This is a genomic window from Paenibacillus tritici (assembly GCF_013204885.1).
In the GTDB taxonomy this organism is placed as follows: domain Bacteria; phylum Bacillota; class Bacilli; order Paenibacillales; family Paenibacillaceae; genus Paenibacillus_AQ; species Paenibacillus_AQ tritici.
This window is the reverse complement of the sequence record NZ_JABMKX010000003.1, coordinates 78,498-93,576: the sequence shown is the minus strand read 5'-3', so window position 1 is coordinate 93,576 and position 15,079 is coordinate 78,498. Positions and strand designations below refer to the sequence as shown.

Genomic DNA, 15,079 nt, shown 5'->3' with positions numbered 1-15,079 from the left:
CACTCTAGAGGGGTGACCGGCTTCTGCCGGTACTCCTTTAGAGTGTTTTACTTAATAGTACATAAAAGATATATTAGAGCGTTCTAGAGCAGAATGATTTCCTCTGCGGTGTTGATCTCCGGCAGTCCGGCCAGCTTAACCAGGACCTCCTTCGGAACAGCCTTGTCAACGGTCAGCAGCATAATGGCTGCTCCCCCGACGATTTTACGGCCCACCTGCATGGAAGCGATATTGACGTTGTTCTCCCCGAGCAGAGTGCCGACCAGTCCGATAATCCCCGGCTTGTCATTATGGGAGATTACAATCTGATGCCCTTCAGGAGCGATATCCACCGGGAATTTGTTGACCTGTACAATCCGTTCGCCGTAGCCCTGCAGCAGGGTACCGGCTACCAGACGCTCTTCGTCATGCTCAGCCTTGAGCGTCACGGTAATGAGATTCGTGAAGCCTTTGGTTTTGGAAGCCTTAGTCACTACCACGTTCACATCACGGGTCTTCGCCAGATGCATGGAGTTGACGATGTTCACATCACCGGCGAAGTGGCGGGTGAGAACGCCTTTAACGACATAACGGGTCAATGGCTGGGTATCCACATCCGAGAGATCGCCGGCATATTCGACATGGATCTCACGGATTGCTCCGTCTGTAAGCTGGGTAGCGAAGCTGCCCAGCTTCTCGCCGAGCGTGAAGTACGGCTGCAGCTTGTTCATCACACTTGGAGCAACCGGCGGAATGTTGACCGCGTTGATGAACGGCTCATTACGCAGGATATGGAGCACCTGCTCCGATACATCAATAGCCACATTCTCCTGGGCTTCTATCGTGGAGGCACCCAGATGCGGAGTTACGATGATCTTAGGATGCGTAAGGAACGGATGATCCGCCGCTGGCGGCTCCTTCTCGAATACATCGAAGGCGGCACCGGCTACAATGCCGCTGTCAATCGCTTCAACCAGAGCCATTTCATCAATGACACCGCCACGGGCACAGTTGATGATGCGCATGCCTTTTTTCATGACTTCAAATTGCGGGCGCGAGATCATGTGGCGGGTCTCCGGGGTCAGCGGGGTATGAACGGTAATGAAATCTGCTCCGCGCACAATGTCGTCCACCGAGGCCAGCTTCACTTCCATTTTCTCTGCACGGTCTGCCGTGAGGAACGGATCGTAGGCCAGAATGTCCATGCCGAAGGCTTTGGCGCGTTTCGCCACCTCGCTGCCGATCCGGCCCATTCCGAGCACGCCCAGTGTTTTGCCGCGCAGCTCTACACCCAGGAAGGTCTTTCTGTCCCATACGCCGGAGATTGTCTTGGCATAAGCTTGAGGAATATGGCGGGCCAAGGCCATCATCATGGCAAAAGCATGTTCACAGGTTGTAATCGTATTGCCGTCCGGGGCATTAATAACGACTACACCGCGCTGTGTGGCTGCCTCCAGCTTGATATTGTCTACGCCCACTCCGGCACGGCCGATAACCTTGAGATTAGTACCGGCTGCGATAATTTTGTCCGTTACGGTAGTCTGGCTGCGAACGAGTAAGCCGTCATATTCGCCAATGATTGCAATAAGCTCATCTTCACTAAGTCCTGTTTTTTTGTCTACAGTCACATCGCTTGCGTCCATCAATTGCTGAATACCCAAATCGCTGATCGGGTCCGATACTAATACTTTGTACATGGTCTCTTGTCCTCCTTCAAATGGGAAAGCTAATATATATGCCAAGGATTGCCCGGTAGGGGTAATCCGCAGTACCTGATCTCACAATCCTAGCTTAACACTGAAGTAACGCGCTGTCGCATAAAAGAAAAAGCGTGCAGAAATGCCTGATTCGGGCGCTATAGGGCAATAAAAAAACTCCCAACCCCATACTACTGCCGTAGTAAGGGACGAGAGTTGTCGTGGTACCACCCTAATTCACTGCATCGGTTAAGAAGCAGCCTCATTCGCCTGCAAAGGCCACACTGGTAACGGAGTGATCCGATTGTATCTACTCAAGGTTCAATACAATATCTCAGGAGCGCTAAAGATTAATGTCCGCCACCGGTTCTCACCACCCACCGGCTCTCTGAAGACTGCAAGTAATCTTTGTTCCATCATCGGTTTTGCTTGATTAATTTGTCATAATGTAACATGGTGATGCCAAGTGTGTCAATACTATTCTTCCGTTTCGTGCTGCCTTGAAGTGAACCGTGTTTTTCGTTATGATGCAATAACTGGTCCTACTCATAGAAGAACGGGAGCTGCGGCATGATTTCCTTGCCGTAATATTGTTCCCGCCATTTGATGAAGTCCTGCTCCTGCACCGCACCGGTTGAGATGAGCAGGGTGACTGAGGACTGAATATCATTCAGTCTCAGCGAGCTGGCTGTCCCGGAATAGATCATATCGTCAATCTTGGCGGTTATATCCTGGGGATCGTAGCTGGCATAGATGCCGCGGTTCAGCATCATGTCGGCGATGGATGCATTCTTCAGCAGCAGCGGCATTTTTTTCCACTGGATGAAGGTGAGCGTCTTCTGTCCGCCGGACTTCTGCGGAATGGCCGGGCTGGTCTTCGACCCCCATTTGAGCATGGAGTCATAGAAGTTCTTCTGTGCCAGCAGGCCGAACTTCACGGCGCTGGTGGTGAAGTTGTCGCTTTTCAGTATTTTGGCGGCTTCCGCGCCGGAAGCACCTGCCGATACCTTGCCCGAGGCCTGGGAGAAGAGCGTGAGACTCTTAAGAATATTCAGCTGTGATTCATAGAGCAGCGGAGAATTGGTGAAGAGGGAATCCTGGGTCACCTTGTCATACTGCTTGTCTGCCAGAAGACCCAGGTTCTTCAGCGTGGCCGCGTTCTGGCGTTCGTCTGTGCTGCGTGCAAGACTGTCCACCTGATCGTTCCAATTGCGCTTGAATTCCCGATACGGCAAAAATACGTTATGATAAAAGGTAACAAGATCCTGCTGCTGGTAGGAGCCGGAGAATTCCTCGGCACTTTTGTCGCCGGCCAGCTGTGCATATTTAGCCTCGGTCTTGTCTGCTCCAACCTTTACTCCCGTAAAAAATGAAGCGAATGCGGATATTAGAAAAAACAAAAAACCTAGTGTGTACAACATTTGAGTGCGGGAGGTACGGCTGTTCATGATTAGGTGCTCCTTCGTATAGGTAAATTATCTTATGTCAAAACATTTATAGAACAGGCAGGTTATAATGAAAAAATTCAAATTGGGTGAAATCAAAATTAAAAAGGCCGATCCACAGCAGTTAACAGACAAGCTGTTACTCATTAATCTGTATATTACGCAGGGCCTTACCTTATTTATCGGTTTGATATGGATATTATTGCAGAAAAGAAATCCTATTCACATATTAAATTTTCCGGAGAGTCTACATTTCGTGTATTGGGGCCTTGGCCTTGCGGTAATTATGCTTGCCGTTGATTTCCTGTTGACCCATATTGTTCCTGAGGATGCCATGGATGACGGGGGAATTAATGAACTTTTGTTCGGCAAACGGCCTTTGTGGCATATTATTGTCATTTCTGCGGTGGTGGCAGTCTGTGAGGAGCTTTTGTTCCGCGGAGCGATCCAGCATTCCCTCGGACCGTATTGGACCAGTATTCTGTTTGCCGTTATTCATGTCCGTTATCTGCGCCACTGGCTTCCTACAGGCTGGGTATTCCTCAGCAGCTATGGTCTCGGGCTTATTTATATCCATTCGGGCAGTCTGTGGGCACCGATCTTGTGCCATTTCCTTATAGATTTGTTCTCCGGTATGGTCATTCGTTACAGGAGGGTATCATGACAGAACAATTAAGCCGGGTGAGGTCCCGCCAGAAACAGCGTAAGCGTGAAGAACAACCTCCAGTCCAAACGAATAAAAGAACCCCTGCTTCTAATACAGCTGCAGAACGGACGGACAATCCGGTGGTCGCGGCAGGAACCTTGTCCAGAAAGGACCGCTTATCAGGCCGCAGGGCCTCCAGAAGGCCTGAGCGTGAGGCGGTGCAGCAGGAAGGGGAGGATACCCCGTCGCGTACGCAGAGTTATCCGTCGGAACGAATCCGCTTCAGCAAAATGTTCGTGAATTCACTGATTGTCCTGTTTCTTATGCTGCTCGGGTTCCTGCTCTGGTGGGGATTTGCGGGGGCACCTGAACTGAGAAAATTATGGAATTGACCTGGCTGCTCATTCTCTTGGCCGTGTGTCTGGGAGTGGCGGGGGTTATGGGCATCCTGATGGTTGCTGCCGCCTTCAAGAAACAGATTATAGCCGAGGATATTGTGCTGGAACGGCTTCCTGCCGCGTTCGACGGCTTCCGGATTCTGTTCATCACCGATATTCACCGCCGCCGGCTTCCGGAGGATATGCTGAACCCGCTGCGGGGGAAGGTGGACGCTGTTCTGCTGGGCGGTGACCTGACAGAGAAGGGCAGCCCCATCGAGCGCCTGCTGGACAATCTGACGCTGGCCGCCTCGATTGCGCCTGTGTATGCGGTTCACGGCAATCATGATTACCGGGCGAATATCACGCTGGTGGACCGTATGATCCGGGGCAGCGGCGCCATGCTGCTGGAGGACGAGAACCATTCCATGGAGCGGGCCGGAGCACGGCTTATCCTTACGGGGGTTGATTTTCCGCGAAAAGGGGGCAAGATGGCCTATTCGTCTCTGCCCGGCGTGTCTGAAGAGGATGCCGGAGCTTTCCGGATGATCCTGGTCCATGATCCGCTCTGGCTGTCCCGGCAGCAGGAAGTGCCTGCAGATCTGATTCTGGCCGGACACACGCATGGCGGGCAGGTCGTTCTGCCCTTGCTGAGGAATAGACATACCGATGAGTTCTACCGTAAATATAATGCGGGGATGTACGAAATTCCCCGGGCCGGAGAGTCCGCCCTCCCGCCGCTGAAGATGCTGATCAGCCGGGGGTACGGCACCGCACATCTGCCGCTGCGCTGGGGCAGTCCCGCCGAGATGCATGTGCTGACCCTGCGCTGCGGGGAGAAACAACATTCTGTGTAATGCAGAGCTACATACAAGCGGACATGAAGAAACGGCTGCCCCCTGCGGGACAGCCGTTTCTTCCAGCTTATCAGACGTATTCGGAAGAGCTTAGCGCATCTTCAGCTCAATACTGCGCGGATCGACAAAGCTGTACCCCTTGCCTTCAAGTGTGGTCAGCAGGGTATCAAGCGCCTCCACTGTCCAGGGCAGCTCATGCATCAGAATGTTGCTGCCGGAATGGAGCTGGCTGGTCACATTAGTGATCAGCTTCTCCGTTTTGCCCGTGTCCTTGGCCTTCATCTCCCAGTCCAGGGAGCCGACAGACCAGGTCATATAGAGCATGCCGTTCTCAGCGGCGATCTTCTTGCCTACATCACCGCCAGCGCCGTGCGGCGGACGGAAGAAGTGTGGCGTCTCTCCGGTAATCTCCTTGACGATATTCTGAACATCCTCAATCTGCTTCTTCACTTCGGCTTCGGACTTGTCCTTCAGCACAATGTGATCCCAGCTATGATTGCCGAGAATGCCGCCCCGGTTGTGAATCAGCTCCAGCAGCTCGGGATGCTCCTTCACCCGGTAACCGTTGACGAAGAAAATAGCTTTGGCCTTATGCTTGTCCAGCGTATCCATCAGCGGATTGATTAATTCCGCTTCCTTCGGCCCGTCATCGAAGGTCAGCAGGACCACCTTTTTGTTAGTGGCGGCATCGTTCGGGATGATGTCGTAATTCTTGTTCATATGGTACAGCAGCGGTACCTCTTCAGCGCTGGCTGCCGTTGTCGGCTGTGCGGCGGGGCTGTTCACCTCACTGGAGGCGGAGGGTGCGGCCTCCGGCGATGCAGTCGCGCCTGGCGAAGCAGTTGCCTCCGGTGATGCCTCCGTAGTTGCCGTAGCCGCCGCCGGCTGCTGGGTTGCCGAAGTCTTAGGATCATTCTCTGCGGATTGGTTGCCCGAATTTCCGCCGCTGCTGCAAGCTGACAGCAGACAAGCTGCAAGGAGCAGCGTTATTGTTGCTTTACCCACTTTTTTCATCTCGCTTTCTTGTTGTTTGGCTGTATGAGCCGCTGTCTTTCCGCGAACACTAAGCATGATTTTACCATACAAGGAGGTTAGAGATATGAATACTTCGTCATTTCTGTGCGGAGTGCTGATGGGGGCAGCCGCCAGTATGATTATGTCCAAAAAACGCAGCGCCATGATGTCTGCTCTGCTCAACTCGAACGGTTCTTCCCACAATGCAGCGGATAAAGCCAAGGATAAAATTATGGGAATGGCCATGACGGGCTTCGGAAGCACTGCTGCGGGCAGCAGCCATGAACCTTCAGGCTCACATGTATCCGGCGGCAGCGCCCATAAAGAGGAATCCCTTAAGTCCAAAGAATCGAATTTGAACATGCTGAAGGATTTCATCCGCAGCAATCCCGATGTGAAGCATGAGGTAGAACAGATTCTCAAAGACACTCATACAGCCATACCGGGTTTGTAACCGGATTTAGCCGCTGCAGAATCATTTTGGCGATGCTGGCATCGCCGGAGTGATTCTTTTTTTTAGTTCAACGGTCCCGCTTTACATATAATGGGCGGCAAATCGGGCCTAATCTATATTTATTTACGTGCATTTGTAGCGTCAAAATGATAACATACATACATAGTAACCATTTTTGGCTCATTACTCGGGACTCATCATACATTAATATTAAATGAGCTTGCAAAAGGAGGATCCTGTCATGAGAATAGAGCGATTAAGTCAAGATAAGATACGGATTTTCCTCACTTTTGACGACCTGAGCGAGCGGGGCATCCAGAAGGAAGACATGTGGCAGGAGGTTCCCAAGGTGCACGACCTTTTTACGGAAATGATGGATCAGGCGTACAGTGAGCTTGGATTTGACGCCACAGGTCCGCTTGCCGTGGAAGTGTTCGCATTGCCCGCGCAAGGCATGGTCGTTATAGTGACCCGGGGGAAATATGATCACCATCAGTACGGTGGGGCCGGGGAAGATGAATTGCCTGAAGAGATTTACGAAATGGAAGTTACTCTTGAACAAAGCGACTCCATTGTATATGCATTCCGCGATTTCGAGGTTCTGGTGGAAGCGGCTCACGTACTCATCGGCAATATTACTTCTCAAGGACAACTGTATTCTTATAATGATAAATGGTACCTCTACTTCGACCCGAAGGAATTTGAAGAGTCAGCCTTATCAGGGCTGGTAGGCGTGCTTGCAGAGTTCGGAGATGCATCTCCGGTGACCCAGGCCGTGCTGGCTGAATACGGCAAGACAGTGATGGCGGAGAATGCCATACAGCTGTTATGCACTCATTTTAAGCGCCAGGAATAGGCGGGGCGGTTCTTAACCCCATTCAGCAGAAAATCAGGTTTTAGCGCAGGGGAGGCTATTCGGTGCTTTTGTTATCGGTCATTTCGTCAGCAGTAGCACCGGGACTCGCGCTGCTGACTTTTTTCTATCTGAAAGACAAGTATGATCAGGAACCGCTCCATATGGTGCTGAAGGTGTTTTTGCTTGGCCTGCTTGTTGTTTTCCCCGTGATGATCATCCAGAGAGGCCTTGTGCTTGGTCTGGACGGCGGTCCGTATGTGGATTCCTTTTTGATCTCAGCCGGTGTCGAGGAAGCCCTGAAGTGGTTCGTGCTGTACCATATGATTTATAATCATACCGAATTTGACGAGCCTTATGATGGAATACTATATGCCGTAGCGATTTCGCTCGGTTTCGCAACGATAGAGAATGTAATGTATGCATGGTACAGCAATGCTTCAATCGGCTCCATGATTTTGAGGGCGCTGCTCCCGGTCTCCGGACATGCCATGTTTGGCGTGATTATGGGATATCATATGGGCAGAGCCAAGTTTTCGGGCGGGGTCAAGACAAGAAGAATACTGCTGATTTCCTTGCTGCTGCCTTGGCTTTGGCATGGAATCTATGATTTTCTGCTGGTCACCACAGCGAACTACTGGATCTGGTTTATCGTGCCTCTGATGGCCGTCTTATGGTACGGGGGCATGGGGAAGGTAGCGCGGGCCAACAGCCGTTCCCCGTTTCGTTTTTTGAAGCGTGAGGAAGAGGTTAACCTATAAAACAGATGGACACACTTAATCCTACAGGGCAGTTCCGTTAGGCCAGGAATTCCAGAAAGGAGAGAGGTGTCTTTTTTTGCGCGTAAAAGTTCGGATTGTCTGCAAGCAGTGCGGTGAAACCTACATATTAAGAGGAAATAAGGAGCAGGGGGTTATCCAGACCGGCTTCAAGCAGTGTTTGTGCAGCAGTGTTAGCGGCTTCGAAATCGAGGAACGGGTGTAAGTGGGAAGTATTCACTTCCTTTATTGGGTACAGCGGGTGCATAAGACTTCTCAGTTATTGTCAAACTAACGGCAATAAGCTACCGAAAGGAGTTATGCGGACCTATGTACAAAAGATTAAGTGCCATAATGTTCCCGCTTACCGCACTCTTGCTGCTTGGAGCGCTGGTCTGGGGGTATCAGGAGAATCAGGAGAAGAACTCTATTCTGATCAAGGCGGAGAATCAGTATCAGCGTGCGTTCCATGATCTGTCCTTTCATGTGGAGCGGCTGCACGGGGAGCTGGGGAATACGCTTGCGGTGAATACCACCTCCAACGGAATGCACCGTAAGGGACTGGTCAATGTATGGCGGATTACCAGCGAGGCACAGAACGAGATTAACCAGCTGCCGCTGACATTGCTGCCGTTCAGTGAGACGGAGGAATTCCTCTCCAAAATCGCAAATTTCTCTTACAAGGCGGCGGTACGTGATTTCACCAAGAAGCCGCTCTCAGAGGGCGAGATGGCGAATCTGAAGACACTCTACGAGAATTCCGCCGAAATCTCCAGGGACCTGCAGAAGGTTCAGGACAAGGTAATCGGCAAGAAGCTGCGCTGGATGGATGTCGAGACAGCACTCGCCACAGAGGAGAAGGCTGAAGACAATACGATTATAGACGGGTTCAAAACCGTTGACAAACGCGTGGCGGCTTATCCGGAACTGGATTATGGCCCTTCAGTGGCGAGCATCTATGACAAGCGTTCGGTGAAGAAGCTGGGCGGCAAGCCCGTTACAGGGGAGCAGGTCAAAGCCAAGGCGCTGAAATTCGCCGGGCTGGGCGGGAAAGCTCAGGTGAAGATTCAGGAGAACGGCAAAGGAACCGAGTGGGCCTCTTATACTGCCACTGTAACATCCAGTGACCATAAGGAACCGGTCTCCATGGATTTCACGGCGGAAGGCGGCCTGCTGATCTCTTACAACGACAACCGGGAGGTGGGTCCGGCCAAGGTGTCCATGAAGCAGGCGGTGGAGAAGGCGGGCAGCTTCCTGAAGAAGAAGGGATACCCCGGCATGACCGCAGTCAGTGCGGACAGATATGATAATCTGGGCAATCTGACCTTCGTCAGCAGCCAGGACGGCGTTCTGATCTATCCCGAGAAAATGACCGTGCGCGTCGGGCTGGACACAGGTGAAGCTACAGGCTTCCAGGCCAGCGATTATGTGCAGGAGCATAAGGAGAAGCGTGTATTGCCGAAGCCGAAGCTGTCCCTGGCTGAAGCCAGAGCGATGCTTAATCCGGAGTTCGAGGAGTTGTACAACCGGCTGGCCTGGATTGAGAATGAAGATGCGGTGGAGCTGCTCACTTATGAATTCGGCGGCAAAATCAACGGCTCGCAGTTCAGGATCTATCTGAATGCCGATGACGGTAATGAGGAAGCTGTAGAGCAGGTGCGAACCTCTTCGGGAGCGCAGGATAAATAACCGGGCTCTTCGTCCCGGCGAGACAAGCTATGCTATAGAACTGGCGTATTTCCGGTTGCGGGAATGCGCCTTTTATAAATTATAAGGACCAGCCGCGAGGGGCCATGCTATAATCGGTTTAGCATTAATTACTAACTCAAGCGGCGGTGACTGGTTTGTATCCCAAAATCAACGAATATATACACCTTCAGGTAGCATCCAGCGATGCAGCGGAGTCTGAGACTGAGTACCGGGCGCGGATTGCCGACATGGAGGATGAGAGCTTTCTTATAGAAATCCCTATGCAGGAGGGCAACGGACGGCTCAAGAAGCTGTTCGTCGGAGACGAGCTGTCGGTCTATTTCATTACAGAGGGCGGCATTAAGAATTATTTCAATACCCATGTGATCGGGTTCAAGGAAGAGGTCATCCGGATGGTCCGGCTGCGCAAGCCTGCGGCGGAATCCATCTTCAAAATTCAGCGGCGCAGCTTTTTCCGTGTCAATGCCGAACTGGAGCTTGCCGTTAAAGATGCCATGGGCAGCCGGTTTCTGGTGCGTACCGAGGATATCGGCGGCGGAGGAACGTCATTCTTAAGCGATGCCAAGATTACTTTGAAGGTGGCGGATAAGCTGGTCTGCTGGCTGCTCGTATCCTACCGCAACGGAAGCACAGAGCATGTTCATTTTGAAGGCGAGATTGTGCGGATGAAACCGCTGGATACCGGGCGGAATCTGGTCATGGTCAAATTCTCGGCAATTTCCGATGCGGAACGCCAAAAAATTATCCGGTATTGTTTTGAACGCCAATTTGATTTCCGCAACCGCTGATCCGCTGCGCGGGAATCTTCAAAAGGCATCAAAATAAGCTTTTTTCTCCCCAAAAAACCTCACAGTCATTTTGCACTGAGTGTTAAACTGTGGTATAATTTTATAAGTCGCAGGCAATGCCTGCTTTTTTCTTGATAATATCAGCAAGTTCCTAGAGAGACATGTCGATAGGCATATTTCCTGCGGAAGAGTAGTTGAGGAGGAATGCCCCGTTGGACAGGCAGGGTACACATACTAACGACAGAATTAACGTCGCCATCGACGGACCTGCCGGGGCAGGCAAGAGCACTGTAGCCCGATTGGTAGCACGGGAGCTGTCTTACATCTATGTTGACACGGGTGCGATGTACCGGGCAATCACCTGGTATATGATTCGTGAAGGCATAGCTGCGGAGGAGCATGAGCTGGTGGACCGGAAGGTCCAGGGCATGGTGATTGAGCTTCTCCCGGAGAAAGATGTGCAGAAGGTGCTGATTAATGGGGAAGACATGACCCCGCATATCCGCAGTCTTCAGGTCAGCGGCCAAGTGTCGCAGTATGCTAAGATTGAAGGTGTAAGATCCAGACTGAGTCAATTGCAGCGCCATATGGCGCTCCGCAAGGGAGTCGTAATGGATGGCCGGGATATCGGTACGACCGTACTGCCGGATGCCGAAGTGAAGATTTTCATGACGGCAAGTGTGGAGGAGCGTGCTCTCCGTCGTTATAAGGAACTGAAGGATACGGAAACAGTGACTCTCCAGCAGCTTGAACATGATATCGCAGCGCGGGACCGGCTTGATGAAGGCCGTGAAATTTCACCGCTGTGCCGTGCCGAAGATGCCATTCTTCTGGATACGACGCATATGGATATCCATCAGGCCGTGGAAGCCATCGTCTCCCACTGCAGAACTTATGTTGACGGGGAGAGAAATTAGCTATGATTTATGCCATTTGCGTTGCCTTGCTTCGCCTGATTTATGCCATTCTGTTCCCGCTTAAGATTGTGGGAAGAGACAATGTGCCGAAGGAGGGCGGGGTCCTGCTCTGCGCGAATCACATCAGCCTGCTTGATCCCATGACGCTCGGCATTAAGCTGAAACGACAGGTAAGATACATGGCCAAGGCGGAATTGTTCGACGTTCCGGTGCTGGGCTGGCTCATTAAGAAAGTGGGCGCTTTTCCTGTCAAACGTGGCGGCGTAAGCAAAGAATCCATTAAGACGTCCCTTAACACGCTCCGCAGCGGACATGTAATGGGCATCTTCCCGGAAGGAACGCGGAATTCCGATTCCGGTTCAGCCAAGAAAGGGGCGGCAAGCTTTGCGCTCCGCAGCGGCGCAGCCGTTGTACCGGCAGCCATTATCGGTTCCTACAAGCCGTTTCGCCGGATGACTGTGGTATATGGTGAGCCCATTGACCTCAGTTCGTTTGAAGGTGCGGGAAGCGATTCTCTGGAAGCGGTAACCGATGTGATTATGGGCCGTATCCACGAAATGATCAGTACCGGCAAGCCCAGTTCGCGGTAAGATAAGGGCAGGATTTCATGGTTCCTTGAATAGCTTATTAATAACAGCATAACCGCTATTTTTTGGAACATACTAATTTACAAAGTGAAATTGGTTTTACCAAGCGTAATGATTGTTTTGAACTCTGCTCTACGCGGGTTTAAATAAATGGGGTTTTGAATCGAGGAGGGTAATCACATGTCTGAAGAAATCAAGAATCAAGAAGCTGCGGATAACGTTGAGAACAACGAAACCGTGGAAGTGACAGAAGCTGTGGAATCCACAGAAGCTGTTGCAGGTACTGAAGAAGAAGTGACAAGCCAAGAAGGTATGGAAATTATTTCCTTGAAAAAAGGCGATACCGTGAAAGGAACAATCGTCAAAATCGAAGATAACCAAGCTTATGTAAGCATTGGATATAAATACGACGGCGTTATTCCTATTCGCGAATTGTCTTCCGTTCAGCTGGACAATGCCGCAGCAGCGGTAGAAGTCGGCCAAGAAGTGGAATGCAAGGTTGTCAGCATCAACGACAACAAGGAGAGCCTGGTGCTTTCCAAGCGTGCAATCGACAGCGAGAAATCATGGGAAGATCTGGAGAAATATTTTGCTTCCCAGGAATCCTTTGAAGTTACTGTGGCTGACGTTGTCAAAGGCGGCCTTGTGGCTGACGTTGGCGCGCGCGGCTTCATCCCTGCTTCCATGGTTGAACGTCACTTCGTTGAAGATTTCAGCGACTACAAAGGCCGCACTTTGCGTGTCAAAGTGAAAGAGCTTGACCGTGAGAACAGCAAGGTGATTCTCTCCGCCAAAGAAGTTCTGGAAGAAGAATTCGAAGCTAACAAGCAGAAGATTATGGCTGAGCTGTCCGAAGGACAAATCATCGAAGGTACGGTTCAACGTCTGACTCAATTCGGCGCATTTGTTGATGTTGGCGGCGTTGACGGACTTGTTCACGTATCCGAGATCGCTTGGAACCACGTGGAGAAGCCATCTGATGTAGTATCTGAAGGCGATAAGGTTCGCGTTAAAGTACTTAAGGTTGATCCTGAGAAGGGCAAAATCAGCCTCAGCATCAAAGCAGCAGCTCCAGGTCCTTGGGATTCCGCTTCCGGACAGATCAACATCGGCGATGTAGTTACAGGCGAAGTTAAACGTCTTGTGAACTTCGGCGCATTCGTTGAACTGCTTCCAGGCGTTGAAGGCCTTGTGCATATCTCCCAGATCTCCCACAAGCACATTGGTACTCCGCATGAAGTGCTCAAAGAAGGACAGGAAGTACAAGTGAAAGTCCTTGACTTCAATCCATCCGAGAAGCGCGTAAGCCTGAGCATCAAGGAAACAGAAGAAGCTCCGGCTCCTTCGGCCAGACCAGAACGCAGCAACAGCAGAGACAGAGCGCCTAAGGAAGTGCTGAACAATCCTAACGTATCGCTCAGCAACGAAGGCCTCAGCTTTACACTGGCTGAACGTTTCGGCGACAAGCTGGACAAATTCAAGGGTAACAACTAATCCCTTTGTTATCTCATCATAACGGGTAAAGTAATCGGCGAGCCCTCGATAAGAGGGTTCGCCGATTGTGTTTTACAGGGCTAATACAGATTGGCAGGACAGTGATTAGGCAGTTAGCCAATTGTAAGGTTTTTTGCTATGATGAGTAACGTAGGAAGACAGGAGGAATGTATATGGCAAGACCCGTAGTGGCCATCGTAGGCAGGCCTAACGTCGGTAAATCGACGATATTTAACCGGCTGATTGGCGATAGACTGGCCATCGTAGAAGATAAACCGGGGATTACACGCGACCGGATATATGGAGTATCAGACTGGAACGGCAAATCCTTCAGTGTCATTGATACTGGCGGGATTGAAATTGACGGTGAAGACGCTATTCTGAAGTCGATCCGCGTTCAGGCGGAGCTGGCTATCGAAGAAGCGGATGTAATCGTCTTTATGTGCGAGGCGAAGAGCGGACTTACGAGTTCGGATGAGGAAGTCGCACAGATTCTGTTCCGTTCCGGCAAGCCGATCGTTCTGGCTATTAATAAAGTGGATAACATGAAGCGCACAGAAGATATTTATGAATTCTACAGCCTTGGAATTGGCGATCCGATCGGAATTTCAGGAAGCCACGGAACCGGAATCGGAGATTTGCTCGATGCGGTTGTTGAACGTCTGCCTGATAAGACTGAGGTGGAATATGATGATGATGTCATCCGGGTGGCATTGATCGGCCGTCCGAATGTAGGGAAATCCTCGCTGGTAAATGCTATTCTTGGCGAAGAACGCGTCATTGTCAGCGATGTTGCGGGTACTACACGCGATGCGATTGATACGCCTTTTGAACGGGACGGCCAGCGTTATGTGCTGATCGACACTGCAGGTATGCGCAAACGCGGCAAGGTCTATGAGAACACAGAGAAATATAGTGTTATGAGAGCCATGAAGGCGATTGAACGCGCGGATGTTGTACTCGTTGTGATCAACGGCGAAGAAGGCATTATTGACCAGGACAAGCATATTGCCGGTTATGCCCATGATGCGGGCAAAGCCTCGATCTTTGTCGTCAACAAATGGGATGCCATTGAGAAAGACGACAAGACCATGCAGAACTTTGAACGCAATATCCGGGATCACTTCCTGTTCATGAGCTATGCCCCGGTCGTGTTCCTGTCTGCACTTACGAAACAGCGTCTGCAGAAGCTGCTGCCTGTCGTACAGCATGTAGCTCAACAGCACGCTCTCCGCATTACAACGCATCTGGTGAATGATGTCGTATCAGATGCCGTGGCGATCAATCCTCCGCCAACGGACAAAGGACGCCGTCTGCGCATTAATTATGTAACCCAGGTTGCTACGAAGCCGCCGACCATTGTGGTATTCGTCAATGATCCTTCGCTGATGCACTTCTCCTACGAACGTTACCTGGAGAACAAGCTGCGCGCAGCATTCAATTTCGAGGGTACACCGATCCGTCTCTTTACACGGCGCAAATCCGAAAACGAAGGTTAGGGGA

The 15,079-nt window shown here is 51.2% G+C and carries 16 protein-coding genes and 1 other annotated feature; of the genes, 13 read left to right on the top strand and 3 right to left on the bottom strand.

Annotated features, from left to right (window positions below; genetic code table 11):
* Window positions 1–83 precede the first annotated feature (83 nt).
* The gene (gene serA / locus HQN87_RS05855) at window positions 84–1,676 is read right to left on the bottom strand and encodes a phosphoglycerate dehydrogenase (RefSeq protein ID WP_173129196.1); all 1,593 of its coding nucleotides are present in this window, start codon (window positions 1,674–1,676) and stop codon (window positions 84–86) included.
* 202 nt (window positions 1,677–1,878) lie between these two features.
* Window positions 1,879–2,105 (bottom strand) — a binding site (T-box leader).
* A gap of 113 nt (window positions 2,106–2,218) precedes the next feature.
* Window positions 2,219–3,124 (bottom strand): hypothetical protein, encoded by a 906-nt coding sequence (locus HQN87_RS05850; protein ID WP_173129194.1) that lies wholly within the window; start codon window positions 3,122–3,124, stop codon window positions 2,219–2,221.
* 67 nt (window positions 3,125–3,191) lie between these two features.
* On the opposite strand from HQN87_RS05850, the gene HQN87_RS05845 reads away from it, so the two are divergent.
* The 3 genes from HQN87_RS05845 to HQN87_RS05835 are packed head-to-tail and all read left to right on the top strand — an operon-like array spanning window position 3,192 to window position 5,001.
* Entirely contained in the window at window positions 3,192–3,785 is a 594-nt protein-coding gene (locus tag HQN87_RS05845) for a CPBP family intramembrane glutamic endopeptidase (protein ID WP_173129192.1), read from the top strand.
* Window positions 3,782–4,159, top strand: coding sequence for a hypothetical protein (locus HQN87_RS05840; RefSeq protein WP_173129189.1), 378 nt, complete (start codon window positions 3,782–3,784; stop codon window positions 4,157–4,159). Before HQN87_RS05845 ends, HQN87_RS05840 begins: the two co-directional genes overlap by 4 nt.
* Window positions 4,150–5,001 (top strand): metallophosphoesterase, encoded by an 852-nt coding sequence (locus HQN87_RS05835; protein ID WP_173129186.1) that lies wholly within the window; start codon window positions 4,150–4,152, stop codon window positions 4,999–5,001. The genes HQN87_RS05840 and HQN87_RS05835 overlap by 10 nt, the downstream gene beginning before the upstream one ends.
* Before the next feature lie 90 nt (window positions 5,002–5,091).
* Here the strand turns inward: HQN87_RS05835 and HQN87_RS05830 are convergent, their stop codons facing one another.
* Window positions 5,092–6,006: a polysaccharide deacetylase family protein gene (locus HQN87_RS05830; protein WP_425517067.1), complete on the bottom strand. Its 915-nt coding sequence runs from the start codon at window positions 6,004–6,006 to the stop codon at window positions 5,092–5,094.
* A gap of 94 nt (window positions 6,007–6,100) precedes the next feature.
* Between HQN87_RS05830 and HQN87_RS05825 the strand changes: the two genes are divergently transcribed.
* From HQN87_RS05825 to der, 10 genes are all read left to right on the top strand, one after another.
* Window positions 6,101–6,469: a hypothetical protein gene (locus tag HQN87_RS05825; protein ID WP_173129180.1), complete on the top strand. Its 369-nt coding sequence runs from the start codon at window positions 6,101–6,103 to the stop codon at window positions 6,467–6,469.
* Window positions 6,470–6,710: 241 nt separating this feature from the next.
* Window positions 6,711–7,325 carry a genetic competence negative regulator gene (locus tag HQN87_RS05820; RefSeq protein ID WP_173129177.1) on the top strand — a complete coding sequence of 205 codons (615 nt, stop codon included), beginning with the start codon at window positions 6,711–6,713 and terminating at the stop codon, window positions 7,323–7,325.
* Between the two features lie 62 nt (window positions 7,326–7,387).
* The gene (gene prsW, locus HQN87_RS05815; protein ID WP_173129174.1) at window positions 7,388–8,083 is read left to right on the top strand and encodes a glutamic-type intramembrane protease PrsW; all 696 of its coding nucleotides are present in this window, start codon (window positions 7,388–7,390) and stop codon (window positions 8,081–8,083) included.
* A gap of 76 nt (window positions 8,084–8,159) precedes the next feature.
* Window positions 8,160–8,306 carry a hypothetical protein gene (locus HQN87_RS05810; protein WP_173129171.1) on the top strand — a complete coding sequence of 49 codons (147 nt, stop codon included), beginning with the start codon at window positions 8,160–8,162 and terminating at the stop codon, window positions 8,304–8,306.
* Between the two features lie 104 nt (window positions 8,307–8,410).
* Complete coding sequence (gene ypeB, locus HQN87_RS05805) at window positions 8,411–9,769, top strand: germination protein YpeB (RefSeq protein WP_173129168.1); 1,359 nt, start codon at window positions 8,411–8,413, stop codon at window positions 9,767–9,769.
* Between the two features lie 155 nt (window positions 9,770–9,924).
* Window positions 9,925–10,578, top strand: a complete 654-nt coding sequence (locus HQN87_RS05800) for a flagellar brake protein (protein WP_173129165.1) — start codon at window positions 9,925–9,927, stop codon at window positions 10,576–10,578.
* Between the two features lie 212 nt (window positions 10,579–10,790).
* The gene (gene cmk, locus HQN87_RS05795; RefSeq protein ID WP_173129162.1) at window positions 10,791–11,495 is read left to right on the top strand and encodes a (d)CMP kinase; all 705 of its coding nucleotides are present in this window, start codon (window positions 10,791–10,793) and stop codon (window positions 11,493–11,495) included.
* A gap of 2 nt (window positions 11,496–11,497) precedes the next feature.
* Window positions 11,498–12,085: a lysophospholipid acyltransferase family protein gene (locus tag HQN87_RS05790; protein WP_173129159.1), complete on the top strand. Its 588-nt coding sequence runs from the start codon at window positions 11,498–11,500 to the stop codon at window positions 12,083–12,085.
* A 309-nt stretch (window positions 12,086–12,394) separates the two neighbouring features.
* Complete coding sequence (gene rpsA / locus HQN87_RS05785; protein ID WP_425517066.1) at window positions 12,395–13,576, top strand: 30S ribosomal protein S1; 1,182 nt, start codon at window positions 12,395–12,397, stop codon at window positions 13,574–13,576.
* A gap of 173 nt (window positions 13,577–13,749) precedes the next feature.
* A complete protein-coding gene (gene der, locus HQN87_RS05780) occupies window positions 13,750–15,075 on the top strand; it encodes a ribosome biogenesis GTPase Der (protein WP_173129153.1) in 1,326 nt (441 codons plus the stop codon).
* The last annotated feature ends 4 nt before the right edge of the window (window positions 15,076–15,079 follow it).